Genomic DNA, 25,327 nt, shown 5'->3' with positions numbered 1-25,327 from the left:
GGCGCTGATGCCGGAGCGCCATGGGGCCAGCGCTACCTTTTAGCCAAGGGAAAGTGGCATGGCGGCCTTTGTTGGGCTTCACTTCCCTTGCAACGGGGCCAGCCAAACCGGCTTGGCCCCAAGCGTCCATTCACAAGGAGCAAGTGACATGCATTCCAAAGTACTGGCGCTGTCTGTCGCCGCCGCCCTCTCCGCCGTTTCAGCCAGCGGCAATCCCCCTCAAAGCGGGTCCTCTATCTCTCCCGCAACAACGCCGCAGGCCCGCCTGGCCGCCTTCGCCGGGCACTGGCAGGTGCGCCAGTCCCTGTGGACGGCCCCAGGCAAAGCGCCGCAGGTCGACAAGGGCTTCGCCACCTTCAGCGAGATCCTCGATGGCCACCACCTGCGCCAGGATCTGCATATCGACTCCGCGGCCAAGCCCTTCCAGGGGCTGGGCTTCCTCGGCTACGACGACGCCAGCGGCCGCTACGACAGCCTCTGGATGGACGTCAACTTCTCGGGGGTGATCCTGGCCCACGGCAGCTATGATGAAGCCAAGCAGACCTACACCTTCACCGGCTCCATACCCCTTGACGGCCACGCCGCGCCGCTGCGTGAAGTGCTGCGCGTCAGCGACGCCAACCACTTCGTCTACGAGTACTACGAACAGCACGGCGGCCCCGAGATGCTCACAGTCCGACTCGAGTACAGCAGGGCGGAGCTTTAGCGGCGTAGCGCCGCACCCTATGGTTGTAAGGCCTGGGGGCGGCTGGGCCCCCTACTCTTTTCGGGTTTACCCTTTTGGATTAGGGGGTTATGTTGGAGCTTGAGGATGATGGTTTCCCAAGGGGGACCATATGATGGCGTCTCAAAAGCAAGACTGATGATAGGGAAGCGATCAGCAATTGGGAGCTGTGACTCAAGGGCGGTAGCGTGTCTTGAAGGAACCTGCGGGCACGGGCTTTTATATGCCGGTTCCCGCACCGGCGGGCGGGATACTTTGTTTTCGCACAAAGTATCCAAAAGCACCGCCCCTGACGTTACGCGATGTCCTTACCTCTGGTCGCTCGGAGGCCACCGGCTCATACGCGCTCCCGGCACGTATTCGCCTGCCTTGACGTCCTGTCTCGGCTGGCCTTTCACTCCCGGCGGTAAGGCGCTCCACTTAAAAGGGGCTCCGGGGCCTTATCCACAGGTTCGGCTGGTTGTGAAAGGGTTGGTGACGCTGTTCAGTGTTTTGGATGGACATACAGTATGAACGGTATTGGACGCTGACAAATGCGCACTATCCCCACGGCTAATGCGCGTTTTCACACCTCCAACCAGTAGTAAGTGGTTGATGGGGTGGGTTTTATCGTGATCCGATGAGTAGATAGTCGAGCCAAGGCTGGAATGATAACGCGCATGCTCGTTTTCATCCTTGGACATATTATGACACTGGTGAAATGCATAGGGGGATCAGCACCTTGTACAACCTTATAGGCACTGGTCTAATGAGACAAAGCGCGCATGCGCACTATTACGCTGTTATGCATAATCAAGTATGAACTACATAGAAGAAGCAAGAAGAAGAGCGACACGAAGAAAAAGCAAATGGAATCTTTTGCTTATTCCTAGTATTTCGACAACTTTATTATTATTGTGGTGGGTAACGTTTATTGCACTAGAAAGTATTCATTCAAAAATCTATTCTATGCAAAACTTTCAAGACACTCCCAATGGAATAGGTGTAATTCTTTCTGCTATAGCCCCATTTTTAGGGCTTATACCGCTATCAATGTTAATTGGTAACTATATTGTTTTTTTGGTGCATCCAGCAAGAAAGGCTTTGGACACTGAAGCTAAAGGGGTGCGAGGTACTACTTTTCTAGAGGCTCAAAAAGGGTTGTTAAAATTGACAATGATTTTAATACCAATATTTTATGGTTTGGCACTCGTTGGCGTGTTCTTGCCATGGGGCAAATAAAATGCATAACAAAAACAGGCAGCATCGTGCCCTGCGGGCACTGGACCTCCTTTCAGTCGGCCGCTGCTGTTGGCGTTAGAGGGCGTATGAGACTAACCATTATTCCTTTATTGATCATCCCACTAGTTTCATGTGCCAACAAAGTGGTTAGCCCAACTACCACTGATATCTATGGGTATTGGCACTCTGGGCAGTCCTTAAATGGAACTGATTATCAGCTAAGTGATTGTCTATATAAATCTGATGGCATATTTAAATGTACGGTCATTGACAGAGGATGCAGTGGCAATTTTTGCGAGGCGCAGTCGTATTCATTTGCAGGAACTTGGTATTTTGATGGAACTACCTTGACACGCGATTGCAATGAACAATGGTGTCCTCATGCAAAAGACAGTTGGACAGTCATTAGCCTAAATAGCAATACCCTTCAGCTATCAGATGGTAAGCGCTGGTTTAAATCAGCAGGTATGCGTGACAAGCAAGTCTTGGGTGGCCTCTAACAAGGCCAGTCAAATCGGACAAAAACTTGCTGTTACTTTTCTTGCAAACGGCGCAATAAAAGTGCCATCAATTTTTTGCCGCTGCTGGCGGCGTTATGTTCATCATCACCATCCCACCTATATGTAGCAGCGACTCCCATGCCAAATAATAAGGAGGTAGTAAATTGATCCCAGCCATTTTCCACGATCCATTCGTACAAAAAGTGGTTATTTTCATAATTGGTTGCATTGTCGGCAACTACTTCCATCTTTTCAGAGATAAACGGAAAGAGTTCAACGATGCGACTGAACAAATACGACAGTTGCTCAATACCGAAATACGCCACCTCTCTGACAACAAAAACAGTATTAGTGACAGGCTTATCCCAGAATTGGAGGCTGTCTGTGATTATATTCCATTGCGCCACCAAGGAAGCTATGAAAGCTGTAAGACAAAATACAAAGAAGCATACAGCAGTTATAGCTACTATAATTCTGATGGCGAAGCTGAAATAACACAAAATATTCCTCATGTTTTACAAATCCTCCTAGATTTAAAGAAAATATTTAAACGTAGATAACCAACAAGGAGTGTTACCATGAATTTTATACAAATCATTTTCCCAAATGATAAAAAGACTCATGAACTTTTATACTCCCCATTAGACACTCTTATACATACATTTTATAAAAATGTGTCTTGGATTTGTTCTGAGACTTTCTCTATGTATGTTCATACAAGTGACCATGATATCTCGTCAATCGACTAGGCAGTTTCTCCACATATGACCACGGTCAGGGCCCACTGTTTAAAGGGAGCAACAATGGGTTTTGACACAATGACGGACCAGGAAGTCTGGGACATTGCCAACCCCATCATGGACAACCTTATGGAAGCTTCTACCTGCATCGATCATGGCAGCCATGTTCGGGATTTCACCGAGCGGATGCGCAATATCGTGACGCCGGAGTACCTTGAGCGGGTCTGCCGGCAGTACCAGGCGGAGAAGGGCTTTTTTACTCAGCGCCTGCCGGTGGCTGTCTTCAAGCGGCCAGATTCAGTGGCAGTCATCTGGAAGCAGTATTTCTCAAAGGCGCCCGGTGAGTTCGTGGCGGAAATGGTGCTGGTGAAGGAAGGTGGCAGTTACCTTGTTGATCATGTGGCGATATTCTAAAGTAAAAACCATTCTGCGCAACGACGGATCTCTAAGAGTAATGGGACGGCCATCTTGATGATCGACCATTCAGTACGTCTGAAGTAAGCGCAGACACTAAAAATTTATAATTAAAAGACTGAAATTATGAAAATAAAAATACTTCCTTTTCTTTTACTATTTCCTGCATTCTGCTTCTCAGGAGAGGGATCACACTCATTCAAATTAGGAAATAACTCCTTCGAGTTGAAATATAAGACCAAAGATGTGACTACTATTCGTGGTCCCGAAGATCTAGTTTTATTCAGTGTTTATAAAAATGGAAAGTTTATTCACTCCGAAAAAATAGATGACGGGCGATTCTTCAGCTGCAAATACGAAAAGCTCAATATTGTCCCTTTAAATACCGTTGAAAAACAAGCTGGTTGGATGTTAACTGGTGGTGGAGTTTGTGGAAACACGTTCTCTTATAACGTAGAACTGATAATTCCTGATGAAGGGGATGAGTCCTCTTACCATTCAAAAAACTTCATTTCCAAGGAAATACCGTTAATCAAGCCACTAAAAAATGGATTTTCTCTGTGGTACTACGAGCAAAACTGGGGCCATGGGGGCACAGCTACCAGTTTCTTCGTTCCAAGCAAGATCGATGTCAATCTTAATGATGAATTTTTCAGGTTCAAGAAGGGTGACATTTTGACCGATATAAAGACATTAGAAAATTCCTCAACCTCTAAATGGGCTGCCAGCTTCATGGGGCTATTTTCAGCCGGCATTCGAGATGTAAATCCGGCGTTGATGCAATACGCTTTAGACAATTACTACAACGACGATCAAAAAGAATTGATAGCCGTTCACTTCGGGAAGTCTGACAAAGAGTATCTACATGAACTCATAGAAAAAGCCAAAGTGACCAAGGATTTAGTCACCTTGATTAACGGTATTACAGCAATCAATTCGGGGGATTGAAAAAATTGGTATTTCACCGCCGTCAGGACATCGACTTTTGGCTTTGTTGGTGAAGCTATGTATCCCTTCACCGCCGAGAGCCTGAGCTGGTGCGGGACGGGACTGACGCCATGTATTGCTGGAGCTCGACCCAGGATCGCCGGCGGCAGGACCAGCATTACTCCCACGCAGGGAACCGGGAAGCACCGCTAGTGGCGGTCTGACCCCTCTTTAAAGCCAATACCGCTTTGCGGCTCTGCTTTAATCAGATCTTAGGCGTCACCCATTTCGACTGGGAGGGGGCATGATGACGAGCGTTAGAGAGCTGCAAGCACCGCTGCGAGACCGCTACAAGGGCGACCCGTCCGCTGCCCTTGTGGTCGATCGCGCGGCGACGGCCGACCATGATGTGACCGACCCCTTTCACGCGTCCGTCTCCGCCCAGGGCGCGGCGAATACCATGCTGGTGGCGACGCATAGGGGGCATGGCGGCCCACACGACGCTGCCACCCCTGGCGACCTCTTGTGCGCCGCGCTCTGCGCTTGCCATGAGCTGACCCTGCGCATGGTGGCGAACCTCATGGGCCTTGAGATAGACACCCTGGAAGTGCGGGTAGAGGGTGACGTGGACCTGCGCGGCTCCCTCGGCATGGGTACGGCCCCGGTCGGCTTTCAGGCAATGCGCGTGCAAACGAAGGTCAGCCTGCGCAATGGCGGCCCGTCCGAAGTGGCGCGACTGATGCGCACCGCCGAGGCCTGCTGTGTCGTGGGGCAGACCCTGCAAGCGGGAGTGCCTGTCGAGCACATCAGCCCTTAGGGGTTTACCGAGAAATGACGCCTGACGGAGAGTTGGGCATCAAAAGTTTCGTCAAGCAGTAGGAACTCACAAGGGTATTTTTTAAAACAAGGAACCATTTATGCTGAGTAACGATATTAAGGGAGTCTGTCTTTTCCTGGGCCTGATAGGCATGGCCTATGCGGCCTTGCTGATTATCCTGGTTGCCTTCACTGGCGTGAAAATTGTCAAAAGCATTCTCTTTATCGTCGCCATGTCCGCAGCCCTCTTCAGTATGGGCTTGAGGTCTCAGGTCAAACAGCGGATCTTTATGTACGCCAAGACCCTGCTGATAAAATAAGTCGCTCAATGGGACACCCTCTTTTCAGTCTTGTTGGTCATCATGCACTTGCCTGTCGTGGGCCGAAGCGGCGGCCATTCAAGTCCTTTCTGGTGAAACCCCGGAGCCCGTCAAGTGACGCGCTGAGCCGTTGCCTGAGTAACCAGGGATGTTGGCGGCAGGCCCAGCTTACAACCGATGGATTGGACCTATGACGATTGATCACGAGCAACTCCAGCGGGACGGCTATGTCCTGCTCAGGCAGGCGATACCGGCAGACTGGCTGGGGGAGCTTAGGAGTGCCTTCGATGCGGGGGTGAAGCCGTCTGAGCAATGGCCTGTACCGCGTGGCCGGGATTGGCGCCATGCCTTGCTGGATCTCGACCCCGGGGTGCAGGCGCTGTGCCGTCTTCCTGCCGTACTGGCCGCCGTGGGGGCCCTTATAGGCGAGCGCTTCTTTCTGTCGCAGGTGGAGGGCCGCGAACCTCTGGCCGGGGGTGGCCATCAGCAGCTGCACCGGGATCTGTCGGCCCAAAGGCCCGGCGATACGGTCAACGCCCTCGCCTTCTTCGACGACTACGGTCACCTGAACGGGGCAACCCGCCTGGTGCCCGGCAGCCATCGCACCAGGCCAAACGAGCCGCCCTTCGATTTCAACGACGAGTCCCGCTCGGTGCAGCTGTCAGGCTCGGCCGGCGACATCTTGGTGTTCGATGCAGACCTCGTTCATGCAGGCAGCCTCAACCAGAGCGGCGCCCGCCGCCGCGCCATCCTGATCGGCTATTTCGCGGAATCGCTTTACGACACTCACCTTAAAACCGCGGGGCTTCGTGGTGTACGGATGGACACCACAGACAGGTTCGAGCCGACGGGGTCTCCCCTGAAGAGTGGCGGCAGCTAAAAGCACGCAGTGCTGTTTACTTTACGGCGTTGTGGAAGGAGTGGGATTGGCAATGAGAGCCTTGTTTAAATTTGACGGCGCCTTGGCGCAGCATCCCCGGGTAAGGCAATGGTTCGACGACCATCAGGGCCCCCTTGGAGAGCTGGCACGGCATTGGTTCGACGCCCTTCGCGGCTGCGGCGGTGACGTCGAGGAAGTCTTGCATGACGGCCAGCCCACGGCCTGCGTCGGCGGCGGCGCCTTTGCCTATGTCGACGCCTTCAGCGCCCACGTTAACCTCGGCTTCTTCCAGGGCGCGGCCTTGCCGGACCCACAAGGATTGCTTGAGGGTTCAGGCAAGCACATGCGGCACGTTAAGCTAAGGCCTGGCAAGGCGCCTAACGCAGCGGCCCTCTCAGCCCTTATCCATGCCGCCTATCAGGACGTCAAAGAACGCCTTGCTGCCGAGTGATATGCAAGGCCGACGGTCTCGCCTGCTGACGCTAGCCAGACTGGGACCCCTGGCAGGGCTTTTTATTGAAACGCTTCTATTGGAAAGCAAAATGAAGATTTTACGTAACGCCGCGATCTGGTTGGGCATCATGTCGCTTCTGGTAGGCATGGTCGGGCTCGTTGCCACCTTTGTGGCGGGTGAAGAGCCCTCAGGGGTGATGTTGATGGTTGCCGAGACTTGGGCCAAGAAGGGTTGGATCCTGCCCTATTCATGCGGAGCAGCACTCATGTGCGCCCTCGCCTACAGGGCTTTCAAGCCAGCAGAGGCAGGGAGTAATAAGGATACCGTCAAGTAAGGAGGGTGATCCTCGCCGTGCTGACGCGACAGCAAGAGGAATGGCGCATCAAGGCATTGGAGAATGTCACCCTCACCAACCCAAGAACAGGAGAGGCCGTGCTGTGTGAGTGGTAGCAACGTCAGAGGGTTTAAAATCAGCCTGGCAATTCAACATAAAAAGGATTTGAAAAAATGAGCCGAATTACTGTATTGGGCATACTGGCATTGGCAACGCTATCTGCATGCAAGAGCATCAGTGGCGCTAATGTCACCAATTACACTGCTGAGCATGACCTTGAGTCCACCAAACCAGCCGCCTGCACCAACATCAGCGGACTGTCCAGTCAGCAAAATCCGGCTGACATATTTTCCGGGGTAAAAAAATGCCTCGCCGAGGGGAAATATGACAAGGCTGCCAAGCTGTATTTTGCAGCCATCAGCTACGGATCCTTTGACACAAAGCGCGTCTCTGACCAAACGGCACACCAAGCCATCAGCGTCCTTCGCATGAATGTGTTGGGTTCCCAGCCACAAGACGCCTTGAATAAGTTGCAAAGCAAACTGAAAAGCCTGTCCTCGGACAACACCTCACTATGCGGAAGTTTAACGAAGCTGGGCGCACCAACCTATTACCCCAGCTACATGATCCAGCATGGAATGGGAGCCTTCTCCGGCCAAGTGGCCAAGAATGATCTGGTCGAAAATTTCGACGGCAAAAAGGCATGGCAGGAAACTTTGGCCACTATTGCCCATTGCCAGTAAGACGATTGTCCTTCACAGGAGCACCACTTGGTTAATTGGAAGACAGACCTAGTCCGGCAGTATCGGAACTGCATCCACGCCTCTATTCCGGCGTTATCCATCCTCTTAGCTTCATGTACTTTCCATCAACAGGAGCAGGATCCGCTCTGCCAAGCGATAGCCCAGTTTGCCAATGCCACCGCAGGTGGAGAGGTCCACTCGGTCAAGCTGATGACTGATTGGGCAGGTAAAGCAGATGTCTTGGCTTCCAAACAATGCGAGCACCATGGGTATGGGCCCGGCATAGCGCTTTGCCAGTACCTGATAACGCACAGCTCCACAGAGTTTGCTGAACGCAATTTCAGCCGTGTGGCGGCTTGCCTGGGTGCAAAGGCCTATGCGCCACCTGCCGGCGTCAGTGTGGACTACCTGGAAGCCAGATACAGTTCCTACGGTGCTGTGGGCGTGAAACCGGATATCGCCTTGGTTGTTGAATTCTCCGATGGCAACAGGGGCACAACACCCTATCTGGAAATCACATCCGAAGGGCCAGACGCCGAATGACCTAAGTCTTCTTCATCTAGTTGCGAGCGACTGAGGGCCAGGCGGCATTCACAACTGCGGCTACGCAGTTGACAGGAGGTTCCAATGACAACGTCAAAACACGGCAGGCAGCACTATATCGGCTTAGGTCTCGTCCTTGGGGTGGCCATAGGGGCGGGGATGGGCATTGCCTTTGGCAACCTGGCCCTGGGCATGGGGCCTGGCATCGCCATAGGGGTAGCCCTGGGGCTGGCGCTGGCCCGCAAGAGCGGCAGCATCCAGGGCCGAGACAAAACGGATTAACGCCTGGCCTTCGGGGGCAGAGACAACCCCCTTGGCCAACGGCAATAAAAAACCCCGGCAAGCCGGGGTTTTTTATTGGGTGACTCTATCAGGCCTTGTGTTGCTCGGCCAGGTAGAGCCAGGTGTCGACGACGGTGTCGGGGTTCAGAGACACGGAATCGATGCCCTGGTCCACCAGCCAGGCGGCGAAGTCTTCGTGGTCGCTGGGGCCCTGGCCGCAGATCCCCACGTACTTGCCACGGGCCTTGGCGGTCTTGATGGCCATGGACAGCAGCGCCTTGACGGCGTCGTTACGCTCGTCGAAGAGATGGGCGATGATGCCGGAGTCGCGGTCCAGGCCCAGGGTCAGCTGGGTCAGGTCGTTGGAGCCGATGGAGAAGCCGTCGAAGTGATCCAGGAACTGGTCCGCCAGCAGGGCGTTGGAGGGCAGTTCGCACATCATGATCACCTTGAGATCGTTCTCACCGCGCTTGAGGCCCTGTTCGGCCAGCAGTTCGACCACCTTGGCACCCTCGGCGACGGTGCGCACGAAGGGGATCATCACTTCCACGTTGGTCAGGCCCATGTCGTTGCGGACCCGCTTGATGGCCTCGCACTCCATGGCGAAGCAATCGCGGAACTCGGGGCTGATGTAGCGGCTGGCACCACGGAAACCGATCATGGGGTTCTCTTCGTGGGGTTCAAAGGCCTCACCGCCCAGCAGGTTGGCGTATTCGTTGGACTTGAAGTCCGACATCCGCACTATGACCCGCTCGGGGCTGAAGGCGGCGCCCAGGGTGGCGATGCCTTCCACCAGCTTGCTGATGTAGAACTCGCGGGGGCTCTCGTAGCCGGCCATCATCTGGCGGATCTCGGCCTGCAGGGCCGGGCTCTGCTGCTCAAGGTTCAAGAGCGCCTTGGGGTGGACACCGATCATGCGGTTGATGATGAATTCGACGCGGGCGAGACCGATGCCGGCATGGGGCAGGCGGCAGAAGTCGAAGGCGCGGTCGGGGTTACCGACGTTCATCATCACCTTGATCGGCAGGGGCGGCATCTTGCCCACTTCGGAGGTCTCGACGCTGAATTCCAGCTTGCCGTCGTAGATGAAGCCGGTGTCGCCTTCGGCGCAGGAGACGGTCACTTCCTGGCCGTCCTTGATGAGGTCGGTGGCGTCGCCACAGCCCACAACGGCGGGGATACCCAGCTCACGGGCGATGATGGCCGCGTGGCAGGTACGGCCGCCGCGGTTGGTGACGATGGCGCTGGCGCGCTTCATGATGGGCTCCCAATCCGGGTCCGTCATGTCGGTGACCAGCACGTCGCCGGGCTTGACCAGGTCCATGTCCTTGATGGAGGCCAGGACGCGGGCGGCGCCGGCGCCGATCTTGTGGCCTATGGCGCGGCCCTCGGCAACGACCTTGGACTTGCCCTTGAGGCTGAAGCGCTCCAGCACCTGGCTGGATTCGTTGGAGCGGACCGTCTCGGGACGGGCCTGCACTATGTAGAGGTTGCCGTCCAGGCCGTCTTTGGCCCATTCGATGTCCATGGGGCGGCCGTAGTGCTGCTCTATGGTCACGGCCTGCTTGGCCAGGGCTTCGACTTCGGCGTCGCTCAGGGAGAAGCGCAGGCGGTTTTCTTCCTCGACCTTCTCCACTTTGACCTGCTTGCCGTGGCTCTCGTCACCGGAGTAGATCATGCGCTCCATCTTGGAGCCCAGGGTGCGGCGCAGTATGGCCGGGCGGCCGGCGGCCAGGGTCGGCTTGTGGACGTAGAACTCGTCGGGGTTGACGGCGCCCTGCACCACCATTTCGCCGAGACCGTAGGAAGAAGTGATGAAGACCACCTTGTCGAAACCGGACTCGGTGTCGATGGTGAACATGACGCCGCTGGAGGCGATGTCGGAGCGCACCATGCGCTGGATGCCGGCGGACAGGGCCACACCCTTGTGGTCATAACCCTGGTGCACCCGGTAAGAGATGGCGCGGTCGTTGAACAGAGAGGCGAAGACGTGCTTGATGGCTTCCATCACAGCGTCGATGCCGCGCACGTTGAGGAAGGTCTCCTGCTGGCCGGCAAAGGAGGCGTCGGGCATGTCCTCGGCGGTGGCGGAGGAGCGCACCGCGAAGGAGACGGCGTCGCCAAACTCGCCGGTCAGGGCGGCGTAGGCCTCGCGGATGGTTTTATCCAACTCCGGCTGGAAGGGAGTGTCGATAACCCACTGGCGGATCTGGGCACCGGCCTTGGCCAGGGCGTTGACATCGTCGACGTCCAGCTTGTCGAGGAGGTCATAAATCTTGGCGTTGACACCGCTTTGCTCCAGGAACTCGTTGAAGGCGTGGGCAGTAGTGGCAAAGCCTCCCGGTACTTGTACACCCAGGCCGGAGAGGTGGCTGATCATCTCGCCCAGCGAGGCGTTCTTGCCACCGACGCGGTTGACGTCGTGCATGCCGAGGTTTTGGTACCAGAGAACGTAATCTTGCACTGTGGGACTCCCTAAGTATTTCCAGCAGAAGGGTTTGTGCGTAAGCGCGCCGCTATTCTACACTGCCGGCCGGCGGCCGGTAAAACGTTTGTCTGGCCGTAGTTAACCGTCAACAAAAGGGCAATTTGATGGAAAGACACGTGTATTTCGTTTCCGACGGGACAGCCATCACCACTGAGGTGTTCGGCCATGCGTTGCTTTCGCAATTCCCTGTAAAATTTAAGCAATTTACCGAACCTTTCGTCGACAATGAACGCCAGGCCGGGCGGGTTCTCGACAAGATAAACCGTAGTTTTATTACCACAGGGCAGCGCCCCCTGGTGTTCCACACCATAGTGGATGCGAAGCTCAGATCCTTCATCGACGAGGGGGACGGCATCAACTACGACATCCTTTCCACCTTCGTCACCCCCCTTGAGGCGCAGCTGGGAGTCAAGGCCGAGCCCAAGATAGGCCGCTCCCACGGCATGTTGGACAACGCCTACCACTACCGTATCGAGGCCGTAAACTACGCCCTGGACAACGACGACGGCGCCGTCACCAAGCACTACCATGAGGCGGACATCATCCTCACCGGCGTCTCCCGCTGCGGCAAGACCCCCACCAGCCTCTACCTGGCGTTGCAATACGGCATCAAGGCCGCCAATTACCCCTTCACCGAAGAAGACATGGACCACCTGACGCTGCCGGCCGTGCTCAAGGAGAACAAACACAAGATCTACGGCCTGGTCATAGACGCCGAGCGCCTGGCCGAGATCCGCAACGAAAGGGCACCGGGCACCCGTTATGCCTCCCTGCGCCAGTGCCGGCTGGAGACCAAGGAAGTGGAGTTGCTGTTCCAGCGCGAGCGCATCCCCTACCTCAACACCACCCGCCACTCGGTGGAAGAGATCTCGGCCCATATCCTCCAGGACACCGGGCTGGAAAGGCACAAGTACTGAGCACAGGGGCGCTGCGGCCAGAGCGCCGCCAGCCAAAAGAAAAGGCCCTGTTGGGCCTTTTCTTTTTCAGGGCAGCAAAGCCTCGGCGGGCAAGTGGGGGCAGGCCCCTTGTTCTTCAGCGTCGAGGATCAGGGCCTGGAGGTGACGGTTGACCGGGGTTTCGATGCCGAGCTTTTCTCCCTGGCTCACCACCCAACCGTTGAGGAAGGCCACTTCGGTAGGCCGCCCGGCTTCCAGGTCATCCTGCAGCGAAGAGCGGGCCTGCTCGTCCATGGCCAGCAGGCCCTTGGCCAGGCGCCTGAAGGCCCCGTCCGGCAGGCCGAGGATATAGGGCAGCAGGGCCGGTGGAGCCCCCGCCAGCTTGGCCGGCTTGACGCCGATGGCCTTGAACAGCTTGAGGGCCTCGCGCTGGGCCGCCGCCAGCACCTGGCGGTAGCCCTGTTGGGACAGCTCTTCCACCAGGGGCAGGCCGCAGAGGCCGTTGACGGCGTTGTTGAGGTTGAGCAGCAGCTTGCCGGCAAGGACAGCATCCATGTCGTCGACACTGTCGGCGTCCCAGGCGCTGGCAAAGGCGCCGAGGGATTTTGGCACTATGACCTGGCCGCCGGTGCCCTGGTGCAGCAGGCCAGGGCCCTGCCAGGCCAGGTTGAAGGGCACCATGATCGCCAGGGCTGGGCAGTCGCTCAGGGCCATGACTTCCTCGGCGGCGCCCAAACCGTTCTGGGCGACGATAAAGCTGGGCTTGGCCTCCAGCACCGGCGCCAGGCTTTGCAGTACCGCCTCGGTGTCATAGCGCTTGCAGGCCAGGATCACCCAATCGAAGGGGCCTTCCCCTTCCAGGCTGGTCACCACCTTGAGCTGCGACAACGCCAGGGGTTCGCCCAGGCCGTCGATGGTCAGGCCGTCGGCCAGGCGGGCCGCCGTGCCCTCGCGGCCAAAATAGGTGACATCCACCCCCTTGGCCTGGAGCTTGGCCCCCAGCCAGGAGCCGATGGCGCCGGCTCCTGCCACCAGAACATTCGTCTTATCGATTAACACGCATATAATGCCCAGCACAGATTTGCCCCAGACTAAATTCAAGTCGGGGAAAAGAACAGGACTTTCATGACGTTCCGCGGAACCTCCCAGCCCCTGCTGGCACCCGGCGACCTCAAGGCCGCCTACCCTTTGCAAGACCCAGGCCCAATAGAGGGGCAACGCCAGGCCATCAACCAGATCCTCGATGGCCAAGACGACAGGCTGATGGTGGTGATAGGCCCCTGCTCTGTCCACGATCCCAAGGCCGCCCTGGACTACGGCCGCCGCCTGGCCGAGCAGGCCAAGGCCCTGAGCGCCGATCTGCTGCTGGTAATGCGGGTCTATTTCGAGAAACCCCGTACCCGCCACGGCTGGAAGGGGCTGGTTTACGATCCTGGCCTCAATGGCCAGTTCGACGTCAACCAAGGCCTGGCCCAGGCCAGGGGCCTGCTGCTGGGCCTCCATGAACTCGGCCTGGCCCTGGCTACCGAATTCCTGGATCTGACCACCTGCCACTACCTGGCGGATCTCATCAGCTGGGGGGCCATAGGGGCCCGTACCACCGAATCCCAGGTGCACAGGGCCCTGGCCTCGGCCCTACCCTGCCCCATCGGCTTCAAGAACGGCACCGACGGCAATGTGCGCATCGCCATCGACGCCATCCGCGCCGCGGCCGACAACCACCTGCTGTTCGTACCGGACGAACAGGGCCGGCTGCAGAGCCTCACCAGCAACGGCAACCCCCATTGCCACCTGATCTTGCGTGGCGGCAACCAGCCCAACTATGACGCCGAGTCGGTGGCGGCCGCCTGTGGCCAGCTGCGCCATGCCGCCCTGCCCCAGGGCCTGATGATCGACTTCTCCCACGGCAATTCCCGCAAGGATCACGAGCGCCAGTTGCTGGTGGCCGACGATGTCTGCCGACAGTTGGCCGGCGGCGATGGCCACATCAAGGGCGTGATGATCGAGAGCTTCATCGAGGCCGGCAGCCAGCCGGAGGGCCCGAGGGAGGGCCTCACCTACGGCAAGTCCATCACAGACGCCTGCCTGAGCTGGGAACAAAGCGTGACCTTGTTGGAAAAGCTGGCAAAAGCCGTCCGTGATCGCCGCGGCTGTGCTAAGGGTTTATAGACGTGAACCCTAAGATAAGGGCCGTCGATGAAAGCTGCTTGCTGCCTGTCGCTGTTGCTGGTGGGATTTCCGGCTGTCGCCGCGCAAAACCCCGGCACTGATCCCTTCACATCGCTGTTCCAAGACGGTTGGCCCGGCTATTCGCTGCTGGGCGCCCGCGGCGGCGATTGGTACCAGGAAGGCGGCCTTGTCTACCAGGGGCCGCCATCCCAGTCCCCCGGCAAAGGGCAAGCCCTGGCGCTCTTCAGCGGCCGCCTGTCGCTCTTTGCCGAGCAACTGCCCATGGGAGCCCCAGATCCGATCCTTTTCCAGGCTGTGGGCGGTCCCCCATCCACGGCCAATTACGGCGGCGTCCAGTACAGTGTCAGCCCCTTCAAGCAGCAGTGGCTGTCGGCCCGCTTCAGCCTCTCTCCCAAGGACGTCAGCCACCCTGTGCTGCCCCGCAGCGTACTCCAGTACCGCTTCCTTTGGCAGCGCTCCAGCCTGGACCTTTCGGTTGCCGATCAACAGCTTCCCCAAGACAACAGCGATATCGCCCTGACCCTTTCCTACCGCCGCCGTTTCTGACAGCCTAGGGAGATGAACTCATCCGTGGGGAAGGGAATGCCAAGGACACTGTTGCTACTGGCTTTGATGGCGGTGCTGCCAAGGGGGGCGGCTGAGGATTTCGGCCCGCTACAGCTGATGACCCAGGCGCCACTCTTTTCCAGCAGCCTGATGCCGGGCCTGAGGGACGCCGCCCTCTCCGCCAGCGGCCCCGTGGAAGCCGACCTTGACGCCAACACCGCCTCCATCTGGGATCAGGATGACCAGGTCCCCTACTCCCTCGACTACTACCAGAGCGATCTGACGGCGCGGCTGTCCGGCCAGGTGGCACCAGGCTGGCGCCTGGAAGGAGCTTTCTCATACCATTGGGTGGCCAACAGCCACCTCGACAACCTCACAGAGCATTTCCACAAGGCCTTCGGGATCAGCGAGAACGGCCGGGAAAAGGTTCCCAAGAACGACAGCCGGATCTGGCTCCCCTCCCAAGGGGCCGACTACCGTGATTTCAACGGCGCCACCCTCGACAGGACCCTGACCCTTTACGGAGAGCTTAACCTCTTCGCCGACGCCCGTCAGGCCATGAGCCTGGGGGCAAGCCTTTTTTGGAACCAGCTCGGCGGCCGTTTCGCCAAGCATCAGTTCGAGCAGGCATTACAGTTGAATTACAGCCTCAACATCGCCAGCCGGCACCAGCTGCACCTGCTGCTGGCGGCCAGCCACCGGCAGGAAGAAGGCTTTGCCGACATCCGGCTGCGCCGTTACAGCTGGAACGCCGCCACCGGCTATCGCTACCAGCTGAGCTCCCACCAGGCCCTGCTGGCCGAATACCGGCTCTACCAGGGCCTGGCACCGGATCTCGGCCAGTTCAAGAAACCGCTGCATGAGCTGGCCCTCGGCTACCGCTACCAATGGCAAAGCTCCGCCCTGGAGTTTGCCGTCATCGAAAACGCCGTCTCCTACGACAACTGCGCCGATATCGCCTTTGCCCTCAACGGCCGCTGGCGTTTCTAGCCGGCCCTAGTGGCCAAACACCACCGTCAGCACCAGTACGCAGGCCAGGTTCAACCAGAGCCCGGTGCGCATCATGGTCTTTTGAGGCACCAGGCCGGTGCCGAAGACAATGGCATTGGGGGGCGTGGCCACCGGCAACATGAAGGCGCAGGAAGCGGCGATGGCGATCAGCACCGCCATGTTGGCCACCGGCAGGCCAAGGGCCTGGGCTATGCCACCGAAGAGCGGCACCAGCAACGCCGCGCTGGCGGTGTTAGAGGCCAGCTCGGTGAGGAAGACCACGAACAGGGCGATAAGACCATAGAGCAGCCAAACCGGTGCCCCCTGGGTCAGGGATGAGAGCCCCTGGGCCAGCCAGGCGCTGGTACCCGTGGCCTTGAGTACGGCGGACAGGGTCAGGCCGCCACCGAAAAGCAGCAATACACCCCAGTCCACATCCCGCTCCAGCGATTTCCAACTGGTCAGCCCCAGGGCCCCCACCAGCACTGTGGCAGTCAGCGCCACCAGGCTGTCCAGATCCTTGACGCCCCCCAGCAAGGCGCCAAGGGGCTTGGAGAAGATCCAGCACAACACAGTGACACCGAACAGTGCCAGCGTCAGCAGCCGCTGCCGGCTCCATTCGAAGGGCTCGTGGCGCACCGCCACCCTTTGCCCCAGTTCAGGCCGCAGCTGCCAGTAGAGCACCAGCCAGGCCAGGGGCAGCAAGATGGCCACCATGGGTAGCCCCACCTTCAACCAATCGTCAAAGCCCTGGTGCAGGTAACCCGCCGCTATGGCGTTGGGCGGGCTGCCCACCAGGGTTCCCATGCCGCCGAGGCTCGCCGAATAGGCGATACCCAGCAGCACGAAGATCTGGGTGCTGGCCGTCGCCTCTTCGTCCAGGCGTTTAAAGAGCCCCAGGGCCAGGGGCAACATCATGGCGGCGGTGGCCGTGTTACTGATCCACATGGACAGGAAAGCGGCGGCCAGGAACAGCAGCAGCACCGACAGCCAAAATCGGCCGCCAGCCAGGCGCATCACGGCCGAGGCCATGGCCCTGTCCAGCCCCTGCTCCTTGAGGGCGGAAGCCAAGGCAAAGCCTCCCAGGAAGAGGTAGATGATGGGGTTGGCGAAGTTGGCCATGGCCGACTTGACGTCGAGGACATGCAGCAAGGCGGCCAGCACCGGCACCAGCAACGCCGTTATGGTCACCGGCAGGGCCTCAGTCACCCAGAGCACGCCGACCAGGACCAAGATGGCCAGCCCGGCATCTATCTGCCCTCCCAGGGGGCCGGCAGACAACAGGAAAGCGCCGAGGGCAACGGCGATGAGCACCAGGATCCTTTGCATGGGAGAGACTCTTCGACAAGGCGTTGCCTTGGATACTGGCAAACTTTGCCGGGCTCCGCGAGCCGCAACAAAGCCAGCGGCGCCGCTGGTCCTCTAAGCGGAGCCCCGTTGTTCAGTCCTTCACCAGACACACCTTGTAACAAGTTGCGGATGCCAACCTGTCGCCAGCCGTGTTACTTAAATAACACAGCAACACAAAAAGGAGTTCGACGTGCAAGGACAATGGCAACAGGGCCAGCCTCTATACGAACAACTGGTGTCGAGGCTGGTGGCCACCATTCTGGAGGGCCGCCTGGCCCCGGGGGATCCGCTGCCCAGCGTGCGCCAGTTGGCTGCCGACATGCAGCTCAACCCCCTGACGGTACAGCGGGCCCTGGCCCAGCTGGCCGATCTGGGAGTGGTGGAGAAGCGCCGCGGCATCGGCAGCTTCGTGGCCGAAGGGGCCAGAGAGGCATTGCTGGCCAGGGAAAGGACCCGTTTCCTTGAAGAAACCTGGCCGAGAATAAGAGAAGAGATAAAACGCCTGGGGCTCAACCCCGGGACCTTGCTGCAAACCCTGGAAGGAGTTAGGGATGGACACACTGATTAAAGGCCAAGGCCTGACCAAGCGCTTCGGGCGCAAACAGGTACTGGACGGCATCGACCTCGAGATAAAACGCGGCCAGATAGTCGGGCTGGTGGGCGTCAACGGTGCCGGCAAGAGCACATTGCTGGGGGCCATACTGGGCCTGCTGCCGGTGGATGGCGACCTCCAGGTGCTGGGCCAGGATCCCTTGCACCACAGGGCCAAGTTGCTGGAGCGCGTGACCTACATCTCGGACGTGGCCTCCCTGCCCCGCTGGGCCAAGGTAAGCCAGTTGCTCAAGTACATGGCCGCCACCCACCCCCGTTTCAGCGCCGAGCGCTGCAGGGCCATACTGGCCGGCACCGACATTCCCCTGGACGCCAAGGTCAAACAGCTGTCCAAAGGCATGGTGACCCAGTTGCACCTGGCCCTCATCACCGCCATAGACGCCGAGCTGCTGGTGCTGGACGAGCCCACCCTGGGCCTGGACGTGGTCTACCGCAAGGGCTTCTACCAGCGGCTGCTGGAAGACTACTTCGATCACCAGAAGACCATCCTCATCACCACCCACGAGGTGGAGGAAGTGGAACACCTGCTGACCCATGTGCTCTTCCTGCACGGCGGCAAGCTGGTGCTGGACAGCCCAGTCGAAGAACTGGCCCAGCGCTTTTGTGAACTGGAGGTGGGCAAGGCCGAGCTGGAAGCGGCCAGGGCCCTGGGTCCGCTGGCCGAGCGCAGCACCCTGGGCGGCCACCTGCTGACCTTCGAACGCCCCGCCGACGAACTGGCGGGCCTTGGCCGGGTGGGGAGCCCCTCCCTTGCCGATCTCTTCGTCGCCAAAGCCGGGAGGGCTGCCTGATGAACAGCTTCATGATGCTGGTACGCAAGGAGTGCTGGGAGAACAACAAGACCCTGTTGTGGCTGCCGGCCATGCTGGTGCTGCTGCTCTGGGCCCTGCAGCTCTATGTCGTCTTGAAGGGTGGTGGCAGCGTCCGTACACAGGGTGACGAGGTCACCGGTGCCCCCCTGCTGCTGGTCTTTGCCAGCCCCTTCTTCGTCTGCGCCGTCTTGGCGGCCGTCACTTTCTGTGGCAACTGCCTGTTGGACGAGCGCAAGGACAGATCCATCCTTTTCTGGCGCTCCCTGCCGGTCAGCGATCTGGCCACAGTCGCCGCCAAGGTGGCCGTGGTGATGCTGGTGGTGCCACTGCTCTACCTGGCCGCCATCATCTTGGCTGAACTGCCCCTGGCGGCCCTGATGGCATCGGGGGGCCAACTGAGCCCGGCCGGTAGCCTGGCCGGTTGGTGGGGACTGGGGCTGCATCTGTTCTGGCTGTCGCTGCTACTGGCCCCCTTCTACGGCTTCATGATGCTGTTGTCTGCCACCACACAACGGCCGCTGCTGTGGATGCTGCTGCTGCCAATGCTGCTGTCCCTGGCCGAAAGCCTGCTGCTGGGCGGGCACCCCGTCACCCAGTTCATCTTCGGCCACCTCGGCAAAGAGGCCCTGGTGCTGGGGGCAAGCCTCAAGGTTCATTTTGGCATGGCACTGGGCGGCATCGGTGGGCAAGATGGTGAGCTCCTTGCCGTCACCGGAGGCCTGGGCATCGCCTGCCTCTTCTGGCTGGGCTGCGCCGAGATAAGGCGCCGCCACCTGGCCTGACGAAAAAAGCCGCCCGAGGGCGGCTTTTTTTTATTCCTCCCTCAGCACCGGGTACCGCAGGTAAGTCTGGTCGAAATAGGGGCTGCGTTCGTAGAACCAGCGCAGCCGCGCTTCGGGGTCCGCCTTGAAGGCTGGGTCGGCCAGGGCCTTCTCGAAGGCGGCCTTGAGCTTGGGCTCTTTGAGCATGGCTTCTGCCATAGGGGCTATCACGTAGGGCTCCATGTACTCGGTGCGGCTGAAGATGGCGTTGAAGAAACCCCATTGCAGGAAACTGTCCGGGGCCTGGGGTTCGAGCAACAACATGGCGAGGTTGCCAAGGGGCTGATCGGTGCTGATCCGCACCGAGCCGGCCGGCAGCTTCTCGTCGACGATTTGCCATTGGCCCTGGGTGCTGACCCGGAAATGGCCCTCGAAAGGCGCCTTGGCGAACTGGAACTGGTCGATGTGGTATTGGCGGGCCCGGAGCTTAAGGGGCATATCCAGCCGTTCCATCTGGATCCCCTGTTCTGCCAGGCGCTGGATGACGCCTGGCCACTGGGCCGGAATGACATAGGCCTTGGGCCGCTTGGCAAAGAGGACGGGCTTGTCCATGGGCCAGACCGGCACCTGCTTCCAGGTAAGGGGCTCGCCCGTCCAGCGCACTTCTTCTGCCCCCGAAACAGGGCTCTGGTAGTACTGGTAGCCGACCCCGGGGATGTCTTTCCTCTCTGCCTTGTCGCCCCGCCCGAAGGCCAGGGGCAGCTCGGCCGGGCGGGCCTGGTCGTCGGCGGCTATGGCCTGCTGCAGTGCCTTGCCGTCGTCGGCAAGCAGCCTCAAGGACTCTTCGATGAGCGCATAAGTGGCCAAGACCCGCCGCTGATAGGGTTTCAGGCTGTGGTTTTCCACCAGCACCGTCGGCAGGTTACGGGCCGGGCCATAGCCGTTGGAATAGCGGGGCTCGGCCTGCCAGAGGATGGCGCCCTTCTGCGGATGCTTGCCGTCTTCAAGGAAGAGGAAATCCCCCGGCATATGGCCCTGGCTTTTCAGGTAGGCATAAAGCCTGGGCCTGTAATAGCCGGTCAGCCAGGCAGTAGTCTTTGGCGCGTAAGTGGTGTTGATGGCGATAAGGCTGTCGTACTGCCAGTCCTCACCGTCGGTGACATGGACGTCGACATAGAGGCTGGGTTGGACTTCGTTGATCAGCGCCACCATGGCCCGCATCTCTGGGGTATCGAGTTTGGTGTAGTCGCGGTTGAGGTTGAGGTTGCGGGCATTGCTCCGCCAGCCCATATTCTGGGGGCCCCTTTGGTTGGGCCTGTTAAAGGGGCCGGCGCGCTCATGGCCATCGGCATTGAAGATGGGCACGAACACCAGGTTGACCTTGGCCAGCAGCGCCCTGTGCTGCCCTGCCGCCCAGTCCCGCAGGAACATCAGGCCGGCGTCCTTGCCGTCTATCTCCCCGGCATGGATGCCGGCCTGCAGCAAAAGGGTCGGCTTGCCGTTACCGGGCTGGCCCAGGGTCACAGCCCAGAGGTCACGGCCCTGCCCTGACTTGCCAAAGCGGCTGAGCTTAAGCGCGGGATGGCCTGCGGCCAGGGTCTTTAGGTAGGCGACGGTGGCGGCATAGTCCGGGGTTACCGCAAAGCCGGCCGCTTCCACCGGAGTGGGATCCTGGGTGTTGATAAGGGCCAGGGTCTTGCCCTGCCAAGCCGGCTCGGGGGGCAGGGGCGCCTGCAAGGGCGCCGTTATGGCGGCGCTGAGCAGCAAGGGTAGCAGCATGATTTTTCTCCTTTTCTATCGCTTCTACCCAGTTTTAAAAAGCACTGCAAGGCACTCTCGTCAGCCTGTTGCTCCAGTCCTCTCAACGGAGAAGGGGCTGCCTAAAGATCATTACTCGGCCAATATCTCGAGGCTGTTGCTACTGAGGCAGTTAACCCGGCTACCGCTTTTCCCCCGTTCGCAGAAATGCGCATTGAGATCCAGCTTCCCTTTGGGGTTACCGTGAAAACTCAGCAGGTCTTTAATCGGAACTAATTTCCCAACAACACAGAAAGGCTCCAACCGAAAGTGGCTGTCGAGGTCGCAATCTTCATTGAGCATCACCTGAAAGGGATAACGATGCCCATCACTTCCGATGACGTCAAAAGACAGATCCCCTACCGACGACTGGCAGAAGTTGTAGTCAAAACTGGCCGGCTCGTCGTTGTTATTCACCACCAGCAGCTGCAATTTTTCCTTATTAAACCGAGACAGTGTGATCTCGACCTGGGGCTGGCAATGGAGCCCAGAGGAAATGAGCGCCAGGCAGATCAGCGGGGCAGCTTTCTTCATCATATTCATCCCTCAACGAAGCCAGGTCTTCCTAACTTGAATACTGTCTCCCAGAACCCGGATGACTGAAACAAAAAAAGCCGGCTGCTGCCGGCTTTTATCACACGCAAAGAGGGTTGCTCAGAGGCTGGGCTTTTCCAGGGAGGCCTTGAGGGCCTTGAGGAAGCGGGCCGCCTCACCACCAGTACAGGCCTGGTGGTCCATGGTCACGGACAGGGGCAGCATCTTCTTGGCCACCAGCTGGCCTTCCTTCAGCACAGCCGTCTCGTAGCTGCGACCGGCACCCACTATGGCCACCTGGGGCGGCGTGATGATGGGGTTGGCATAGCGGCCGGCGATGGCACCGAAGTTGGACAAGGTGATGGTGGCGCCTTTCAGCTCCTCCTGGGGTACGCGGCGATCGCGCACGTCCTTGATCATCTTGTCCAGGCCTTCACGCAGGCTCTTGGCGTCGCGGCTCCCGATGTCACGCAGCACGGGCACGTAGAGGCCGTGGGGGCTGTCGACGGCGATCCCCAGATCCACCTTGTCGAAGAGGCGGCGGCTGTAGGTATCGGCGTTGAAGTGGGCGTTCAGGGCCGGCTCGGCGGCGCAGGCATCGCTCATGGCCTTGATCAGGCGCACTGTCGGATCCTGGCCCGGCTCCCAGTTGGAGACGTCGGCGTCGTCGGCCAGGGTGACGGGCACCACTGTCTCGAAGGCGTGACGCATGGCGTCGGTCATGGCGCGGCGGGCACCCTTGATGATCTCGTTCTTGGACAGGCTGTCGTCGGCTTCGAAGGCCTTCTGCACGTCGGCGTCGGTCACCACGCCACCGTGGCCGCTGCCCTTGAGCTCTTCGATGTCCACGCCCAGCTTCTTGGCCAGCAGGCGGGTGGCAGGCAGGGCCTGGATGCGGGAGCCGACCACGGGCGCGACGCTGTTACCGGCCACGAAGCTGTCTTCACCGCTGGCGACGGCGCCGTGGGTATCCACTTTACCGACGACGGTGCCGGCGTCTTCTTCTTCACCTTCGAAGCCCACCAGGGGGGAGCCGGTGTGGATGACGTCACCCACGTCGCCGAACAGCTTGGCGATTTTGCCTTTCAGCGGGGAAGGCACATCCACTATGGCCTTGGCGGTTTCCATGGAGGCCAGCACCTGGTCCACTTCTACCTCGTCGCCCGCCTTGACGTGCCACTCGACGATTTCTGCTTCCGGCAGACCTTCGCCCAGGTCGGGCAGTTTGAAGTATTTCATGCGCTCTGCTCCATGACTTTTTTCACGCCCAGAAGAATGTCTTCCGGATGGATCTGGTAGTACTTCTCGTTTTGGTAGTAAGGCATGGTGACGTCATAGCCTGTCACCCGGCCGATGGGGGCCTTGAGCTCCCACAGGGCCTGCTCGGACACCTGGGCGGCGATCTCGGCGCCGACGCCGAAGCTCTTGGCCGCTTCGTGGACGATGCACAGGCGCCCCGTCTTGCGGACCGACTTCAAAATGGTGTCGATGTCCAGGGGCTTGATGGTGGCCAAGTCGATGACCTCGGCGCTGATCCCCTCGTCGGCCAGCTTCTCGGCGGCGATCAGGGTCTCGTTGACCGAGGCGCCCCAGCTCACCAGGGTGATGTCGGTGCCGGGCTTGAGGATAAAGGCTACATCCAAAGGCAGTGCCACGCCGTTGTCTTCCACCTCGTGCTTGACGGTGCGGTAGATACGCTTGGGCTCGAAGAACATCACCGGATCGTTGCTGCGGATGGCCGCCAGCAGCAGGCCGTAGGCACGGGCCGGGCTGGAGGGGATCACGACCCGCAGGCCAGGAACATGGGCGAACAGGGCCTCGACGCTCTCGCTGTGGTGCTCGGGGGCGTGGATGAAGCCGCCGAAGGGCGCGCGGTAGACCAGCGGCAACGTCAGGCGGCCGCGGGTACGGCTGCGCATGCGGGCCGCCTGGCAGATGATCTGTTCCATGGCCGGGAAGATGAAGCCCTGGAACTGGAACTCGGCCACGGGGCGCAGCCCCTGTGAGGCCATGCCGACGCTCAAACCGCCGATAAGGCCTTCGGCCAGGGGGGTGTCCATCACCCGCTTGAAGCCGAACTTGTCCTTGAGGCCGACGGTGGCGCGGAAGACGCCGCCGTTGGTGCCGATGTCTTCACCGAGGCAGACCACGTTTTCGTCGCGGGCCATCTCGTGATGCAGGGCCATGTTGACCGCTTCGATAAGGCAAACCTTAGCCATTGTGGCCTCCCTGCATGCGCATGGCCTTGGCGATCATCTCCTCGCGCTGGCCGGCCAGGGGCTCGCTGAGGCTTTCGAAATGGTAATCGAACATGGATTCCGGCGGCTCCTTGCCCAGGGCCAGGTACTCGTCCACGGCGGCCTGGACCTTTTGGTTGCATTCGTTCTGCCAGGCCACTTCCTTGTCCTCGTTCCAGACGCCCTGGTTGTGCAGGTACTGGCGCAGGCGCTTGACCGGCTCACGTTTCCAGGCGGCGTTGACTTCGTCGGAACCGCGGTAGCGGGTGGCGTCGTCGGCGGTGGTGTGGTCGGAAAGGCGGTAGGACACGGCTTCGACAAGGGTGGCCCCCTTGCCGCTGCGGGCCCGCTCCAGGGCTTTTTGCATCACGTCATAAACGGCGACGATGTCGTTACCGTCGACCTGCACGCCGGGGATGCCGGCGCCCACGGCCTTCTGGGCCAGGGTCGGGGCACCACACTGGATGGCGCGGGGCACAGAGATGGCCCACTGGTTGTTGTTGATGACGAAAACGCAGGGCAGCTGCCAGGCGCCGGCGCAGTTCAGGGCTTCCAGGAAGTCGCCCTTGGAGGTACCGCCGTCACCGATGGCGGTGACTGCGACCCGCTTCTCGCCGCGCAGTTTGAACGCGCCCGCCACGCCGGTGGCGTGGGTGCACTGGGTCGCTATGGGTACACAGATGGGGAAGTCTTCCGACAACTGGCCATCGGGCCTGTTAAAGTAGCTGCCGCGCTCGCTGCCGCCCCAATAGAGCAGGTTGTGGGTCATGGTGGCGCCACGCATCATCATGGTGGGCATGTCGCGGTAGTAAGGGACGTAGACGTCGTCCACGGCCATGGCGCTACCCACACCTATACCTACGGCTTCGGCACCCAGGTGCGAAGGATAGGTGCCCATCTGCCCGGTTCGCTGCAGGGCGATGGCTTTCTTGTCATAGGTGCGTACCAGCACCATGTTCTTGTAGAACTCGATCAGCTTATCCAGATCGTCCGCCCAGGCGGGCAACGGCTGGACTACATTGCCGTCTTCATCCAGGTAGCGTACCTGGGTGACAGTTGACTTTGACGTAAAGGTCATACGTTAACCTTAAATTCCAGACCCAAAGGATTAGGGTCTCCCCCAATGGATTAACGGCACTGACTTTACCTTTACGTAAACTTCCTTTCAACAACGCAATGGTAGAAATCAGACCAGTCATAAAAAAGCCCCGCTGCT

28 protein-coding genes are annotated in these 25,327 nt (G+C 59.3%); 19 read left to right on the top strand and 9 right to left on the bottom strand.

The features are described 5' to 3' along the window. Window positions 1-148: 148 nt before the first annotated feature. Window positions 149-706: a DUF1579 family protein gene (locus PVT67_RS08315; protein ID WP_301499437.1), complete on the top strand. Its 558-nt coding sequence runs from the start codon at window positions 149-151 to the stop codon at window positions 704-706. A gap of 816 nt (window positions 707-1,522) precedes the next feature. Next, window positions 1,523-1,945 (top strand): hypothetical protein, encoded by a 423-nt coding sequence (locus PVT67_RS08310; RefSeq protein ID WP_301499436.1) that lies wholly within the window; start codon window positions 1,523-1,525, stop codon window positions 1,943-1,945. Window positions 1,946-2,477: 532 nt separating this feature from the next. Here the strand turns inward: PVT67_RS08310 and PVT67_RS08305 are convergent. Beyond that, on the bottom strand, window positions 2,478-2,957 hold the full coding sequence (locus PVT67_RS08305; protein WP_301499435.1) for a hypothetical protein: 480 nt from the start codon (window positions 2,955-2,957) through the stop codon (window positions 2,478-2,480). Between the two features lie 291 nt (window positions 2,958-3,248). On the opposite strand from PVT67_RS08305, the gene PVT67_RS08300 reads away from it, so the two are divergent. The 10 genes from PVT67_RS08300 to PVT67_RS08250 all read left to right on the top strand — a co-directional run bounded on the left by PVT67_RS08300 (window position 3,249) and on the right by PVT67_RS08250 (window position 8,898). Further along, window positions 3,249-3,599, top strand: coding sequence for a hypothetical protein (locus PVT67_RS08300; RefSeq protein WP_301499434.1), 351 nt, complete (start codon window positions 3,249-3,251; stop codon window positions 3,597-3,599). Between the two features lie 126 nt (window positions 3,600-3,725). Then, complete coding sequence (locus tag PVT67_RS08295) at window positions 3,726-4,547, top strand: hypothetical protein (protein ID WP_301499433.1); 822 nt, start codon at window positions 3,726-3,728, stop codon at window positions 4,545-4,547. Between the two features lie 283 nt (window positions 4,548-4,830). Next, on the top strand, window positions 4,831-5,343 hold the full coding sequence (locus tag PVT67_RS08290; RefSeq protein WP_301499432.1) for an OsmC family protein: 513 nt from the start codon (window positions 4,831-4,833) through the stop codon (window positions 5,341-5,343). Window positions 5,344-5,443: 100 nt separating this feature from the next. Continuing rightward, window positions 5,444-5,662 carry a hypothetical protein gene (locus PVT67_RS08285; protein ID WP_301499431.1) on the top strand — a complete coding sequence of 73 codons (219 nt, stop codon included), beginning with the start codon at window positions 5,444-5,446 and terminating at the stop codon, window positions 5,660-5,662. A gap of 190 nt (window positions 5,663-5,852) precedes the next feature. Then, window positions 5,853-6,542: a phytanoyl-CoA dioxygenase family protein gene (locus PVT67_RS08280; protein ID WP_301499430.1), complete on the top strand. Its 690-nt coding sequence runs from the start codon at window positions 5,853-5,855 to the stop codon at window positions 6,540-6,542. Between the two features lie 52 nt (window positions 6,543-6,594). Beyond that, window positions 6,595-6,993 (top strand): DUF1801 domain-containing protein, encoded by a 399-nt coding sequence (locus PVT67_RS08275; protein ID WP_301499429.1) that lies wholly within the window; start codon window positions 6,595-6,597, stop codon window positions 6,991-6,993. 91 nt (window positions 6,994-7,084) lie between these two features. Then, window positions 7,085-7,330: a hypothetical protein gene (locus tag PVT67_RS08270; protein WP_301499428.1), complete on the top strand. Its 246-nt coding sequence runs from the start codon at window positions 7,085-7,087 to the stop codon at window positions 7,328-7,330. Window positions 7,331-7,503: 173 nt separating this feature from the next. After that, window positions 7,504-8,073, top strand: a complete 570-nt coding sequence (locus tag PVT67_RS08260; RefSeq protein WP_301499427.1) for a hypothetical protein — start codon at window positions 7,504-7,506, stop codon at window positions 8,071-8,073. A gap of 27 nt (window positions 8,074-8,100) precedes the next feature. Beyond that, entirely contained in the window at window positions 8,101-8,616 is a 516-nt protein-coding gene (locus PVT67_RS08255) for a hypothetical protein (RefSeq protein ID WP_301499426.1), read from the top strand. A gap of 84 nt (window positions 8,617-8,700) precedes the next feature. Next, window positions 8,701-8,898, top strand: a complete 198-nt coding sequence (locus tag PVT67_RS08250) for a glycine zipper domain-containing protein (protein ID WP_301499425.1) — start codon at window positions 8,701-8,703, stop codon at window positions 8,896-8,898. 88 nt (window positions 8,899-8,986) lie between these two features. Here the strand turns inward: PVT67_RS08250 and ppsA are convergent, their stop codons facing one another. Then, the gene (gene ppsA, locus PVT67_RS08245) at window positions 8,987-11,362 is read right to left on the bottom strand and encodes a phosphoenolpyruvate synthase (RefSeq protein ID WP_301499424.1); all 2,376 of its coding nucleotides are present in this window, start codon (window positions 11,360-11,362) and stop codon (window positions 8,987-8,989) included. Window positions 11,363-11,490: 128 nt separating this feature from the next. On the opposite strand from ppsA, the gene ppsR reads away from it, so the two are divergent. Further along, window positions 11,491-12,303, top strand: coding sequence for a posphoenolpyruvate synthetase regulatory kinase/phosphorylase PpsR (gene ppsR, locus PVT67_RS08240; protein WP_301499423.1), 813 nt, complete (start codon window positions 11,491-11,493; stop codon window positions 12,301-12,303). A 66-nt stretch (window positions 12,304-12,369) separates the two neighbouring features. Here the strand turns inward: ppsR and PVT67_RS08235 are convergent, their stop codons facing one another. After that, complete coding sequence (locus PVT67_RS08235) at window positions 12,370-13,341, bottom strand: 2-dehydropantoate 2-reductase (RefSeq protein WP_301499422.1); 972 nt, start codon at window positions 13,339-13,341, stop codon at window positions 12,370-12,372. Between the two features lie 66 nt (window positions 13,342-13,407). Here PVT67_RS08235 and PVT67_RS08230 point away from each other — a divergent pair, with 66 nt between their 5' ends. The 3 genes from PVT67_RS08230 to PVT67_RS08220 are packed head-to-tail and all read left to right on the top strand — an operon-like array spanning window position 13,408 to window position 16,008. Next, the gene (locus PVT67_RS08230; protein ID WP_301499421.1) at window positions 13,408-14,451 is read left to right on the top strand and encodes a 3-deoxy-7-phosphoheptulonate synthase; all 1,044 of its coding nucleotides are present in this window, start codon (window positions 13,408-13,410) and stop codon (window positions 14,449-14,451) included. A 27-nt stretch (window positions 14,452-14,478) separates the two neighbouring features. Continuing rightward, entirely contained in the window at window positions 14,479-15,018 is a 540-nt protein-coding gene (locus PVT67_RS08225; protein ID WP_301499420.1) for a hypothetical protein, read from the top strand. 36 nt (window positions 15,019-15,054) lie between these two features. After that, complete coding sequence (locus PVT67_RS08220; RefSeq protein ID WP_301499419.1) at window positions 15,055-16,008, top strand: DUF3187 family protein; 954 nt, start codon at window positions 15,055-15,057, stop codon at window positions 16,006-16,008. A 6-nt stretch (window positions 16,009-16,014) separates the two neighbouring features. Here the strand turns inward: PVT67_RS08220 and PVT67_RS08215 are convergent, their stop codons facing one another. Further along, entirely contained in the window at window positions 16,015-17,337 is a 1,323-nt protein-coding gene (locus PVT67_RS08215; RefSeq protein WP_301499418.1) for an SLC13 family permease, read from the bottom strand. 211 nt (window positions 17,338-17,548) lie between these two features. Between PVT67_RS08215 and PVT67_RS08210 the strand changes: the two genes are divergently transcribed. Genes PVT67_RS08210 through PVT67_RS08200 form a run of 3 tightly spaced genes read left to right on the top strand, consistent with a single transcriptional unit; the run spans window position 17,549 to window position 19,564 of the window. Further along, window positions 17,549-17,926, top strand: coding sequence for a GntR family transcriptional regulator (locus PVT67_RS08210; protein ID WP_301499417.1), 378 nt, complete (start codon window positions 17,549-17,551; stop codon window positions 17,924-17,926). Beyond that, window positions 17,910-18,761, top strand: coding sequence for an ABC transporter ATP-binding protein (locus PVT67_RS08205; protein WP_301499416.1), 852 nt, complete (start codon window positions 17,910-17,912; stop codon window positions 18,759-18,761). Before PVT67_RS08210 ends, PVT67_RS08205 begins: the two co-directional genes overlap by 17 nt. Next, window positions 18,761-19,564, top strand: a complete 804-nt coding sequence (locus PVT67_RS08200; protein ID WP_301499415.1) for a hypothetical protein — start codon at window positions 18,761-18,763, stop codon at window positions 19,562-19,564. Before PVT67_RS08205 ends, PVT67_RS08200 begins: the two co-directional genes overlap by 1 nt. 30 nt (window positions 19,565-19,594) lie before the next feature. Here the strand turns inward: PVT67_RS08200 and PVT67_RS08195 are convergent, their stop codons facing one another. From PVT67_RS08195 to pdhA, 5 genes are all read right to left on the bottom strand, one after another. Further along, window positions 19,595-21,322 carry a M14 family metallopeptidase gene (locus PVT67_RS08195; protein WP_301499414.1) on the bottom strand — a complete coding sequence of 576 codons (1,728 nt, stop codon included), beginning with the start codon at window positions 21,320-21,322 and terminating at the stop codon, window positions 19,595-19,597. A 111-nt stretch (window positions 21,323-21,433) separates the two neighbouring features. Further along, the gene (locus PVT67_RS08190; protein WP_301499413.1) at window positions 21,434-21,874 is read right to left on the bottom strand and encodes a hypothetical protein; all 441 of its coding nucleotides are present in this window, start codon (window positions 21,872-21,874) and stop codon (window positions 21,434-21,436) included. Between the two features lie 120 nt (window positions 21,875-21,994). Next, window positions 21,995-23,113, bottom strand: a complete 1,119-nt coding sequence (locus PVT67_RS08185) for a dihydrolipoamide acetyltransferase family protein (RefSeq protein WP_301499412.1) — start codon at window positions 23,111-23,113, stop codon at window positions 21,995-21,997. After that, entirely contained in the window at window positions 23,110-24,093 is a 984-nt protein-coding gene (locus tag PVT67_RS08180) for an alpha-ketoacid dehydrogenase subunit beta (RefSeq protein WP_301499411.1), read from the bottom strand. Before PVT67_RS08180 ends, PVT67_RS08185 begins: the two co-directional genes overlap by 4 nt. After that, window positions 24,086-25,189 (bottom strand): pyruvate dehydrogenase (acetyl-transferring) E1 component subunit alpha, encoded by a 1,104-nt coding sequence (gene pdhA, locus PVT67_RS08175; RefSeq protein WP_301499410.1) that lies wholly within the window; start codon window positions 25,187-25,189, stop codon window positions 24,086-24,088. Before pdhA ends, PVT67_RS08180 begins: the two co-directional genes overlap by 8 nt. Window positions 25,190-25,327 lie beyond the last annotated feature (138 nt).

It is taken from the genome of Gallaecimonas kandeliae, from assembly GCF_030450055.1.
Classification (GTDB): domain Bacteria; phylum Pseudomonadota; class Gammaproteobacteria; order Enterobacterales; family Gallaecimonadaceae; genus Gallaecimonas; species Gallaecimonas kandeliae.
This window is presented reverse-complemented; position numbering and strand designations above follow the sequence as displayed.

What these genes read in the sequence shown, in the direction of transcription:
- PVT67_RS08270 (WP_301499428.1), top strand. Translation starts at nt 7,085, where the DNA reads ATGAAGATTTTACGTAACGCCGCGATCTGGTTGGGCATCATGTCGCTT.
- PVT67_RS08280 (WP_301499430.1), top strand. Translation starts at nt 5,853, where the DNA reads ATGACGATTGATCACGAGCAACTCCAGCGGGACGGCTATGTCCTGCTC.
- PVT67_RS08290 (WP_301499432.1), top strand. Translation starts at nt 4,831, where the DNA reads ATGATGACGAGCGTTAGAGAGCTGCAAGCACCGCTGCGAGACCGCTAC.
- pdhA (WP_301499410.1), bottom strand. Translation starts at nt 25,189, where the DNA reads ATGACCTTTACGTCAAAGTCAACTGTCACCCAGGTACGCTACCTGGAT.
- PVT67_RS08260 (WP_301499427.1), top strand. Translation starts at nt 7,504, where the DNA reads ATGAGCCGAATTACTGTATTGGGCATACTGGCATTGGCAACGCTATCT.
- PVT67_RS08215 (WP_301499418.1), bottom strand. Translation starts at nt 17,337, where the DNA reads ATGCAAAGGATCCTGGTGCTCATCGCCGTTGCCCTCGGCGCTTTCCTG.
- PVT67_RS08195 (WP_301499414.1), bottom strand. Translation starts at nt 21,322, where the DNA reads ATGCTGCTACCCTTGCTGCTCAGCGCCGCCATAACGGCGCCCTTGCAG.
- PVT67_RS08180 (WP_301499411.1), bottom strand. Translation starts at nt 24,093, where the DNA reads ATGGCTAAGGTTTGCCTTATCGAAGCGGTCAACATGGCCCTGCATCAC.
- PVT67_RS08300 (WP_301499434.1), top strand. Translation starts at nt 3,249, where the DNA reads ATGGGTTTTGACACAATGACGGACCAGGAAGTCTGGGACATTGCCAAC.
- PVT67_RS08230 (WP_301499421.1), top strand. Translation starts at nt 13,408, where the DNA reads ATGACGTTCCGCGGAACCTCCCAGCCCCTGCTGGCACCCGGCGACCTC.
- PVT67_RS08185 (WP_301499412.1), bottom strand. Translation starts at nt 23,113, where the DNA reads ATGAAATACTTCAAACTGCCCGACCTGGGCGAAGGTCTGCCGGAAGCA.
- PVT67_RS08200 (WP_301499415.1), top strand. Translation starts at nt 18,761, where the DNA reads ATGAACAGCTTCATGATGCTGGTACGCAAGGAGTGCTGGGAGAACAAC.
- PVT67_RS08305 (WP_301499435.1), bottom strand. Translation starts at nt 2,957, where the DNA reads ATGAGGAATATTTTGTGTTATTTCAGCTTCGCCATCAGAATTATAGTA.
- PVT67_RS08220 (WP_301499419.1), top strand. Translation starts at nt 15,055, where the DNA reads ATGCCAAGGACACTGTTGCTACTGGCTTTGATGGCGGTGCTGCCAAGG.
- PVT67_RS08295 (WP_301499433.1), top strand. Translation starts at nt 3,726, where the DNA reads ATGAAAATAAAAATACTTCCTTTTCTTTTACTATTTCCTGCATTCTGC.
- PVT67_RS08225 (WP_301499420.1), top strand. Translation starts at nt 14,479, where the DNA reads ATGAAAGCTGCTTGCTGCCTGTCGCTGTTGCTGGTGGGATTTCCGGCT.
- ppsR (WP_301499423.1), top strand. Translation starts at nt 11,491, where the DNA reads ATGGAAAGACACGTGTATTTCGTTTCCGACGGGACAGCCATCACCACT.
- PVT67_RS08285 (WP_301499431.1), top strand. Translation starts at nt 5,444, where the DNA reads ATGCTGAGTAACGATATTAAGGGAGTCTGTCTTTTCCTGGGCCTGATA.
- PVT67_RS08310 (WP_301499436.1), top strand. Translation starts at nt 1,523, where the DNA reads ATGAACTACATAGAAGAAGCAAGAAGAAGAGCGACACGAAGAAAAAGC.
- PVT67_RS08250 (WP_301499425.1), top strand. Translation starts at nt 8,701, where the DNA reads ATGACAACGTCAAAACACGGCAGGCAGCACTATATCGGCTTAGGTCTC.
- PVT67_RS08205 (WP_301499416.1), top strand. Translation starts at nt 17,910, where the DNA reads ATGGACACACTGATTAAAGGCCAAGGCCTGACCAAGCGCTTCGGGCGC.
- PVT67_RS08275 (WP_301499429.1), top strand. Translation starts at nt 6,595, where the DNA reads ATGAGAGCCTTGTTTAAATTTGACGGCGCCTTGGCGCAGCATCCCCGG.
- PVT67_RS08315 (WP_301499437.1), top strand. Translation starts at nt 149, where the DNA reads ATGCATTCCAAAGTACTGGCGCTGTCTGTCGCCGCCGCCCTCTCCGCC.
- PVT67_RS08190 (WP_301499413.1), bottom strand. Translation starts at nt 21,874, where the DNA reads ATGAAGAAAGCTGCCCCGCTGATCTGCCTGGCGCTCATTTCCTCTGGG.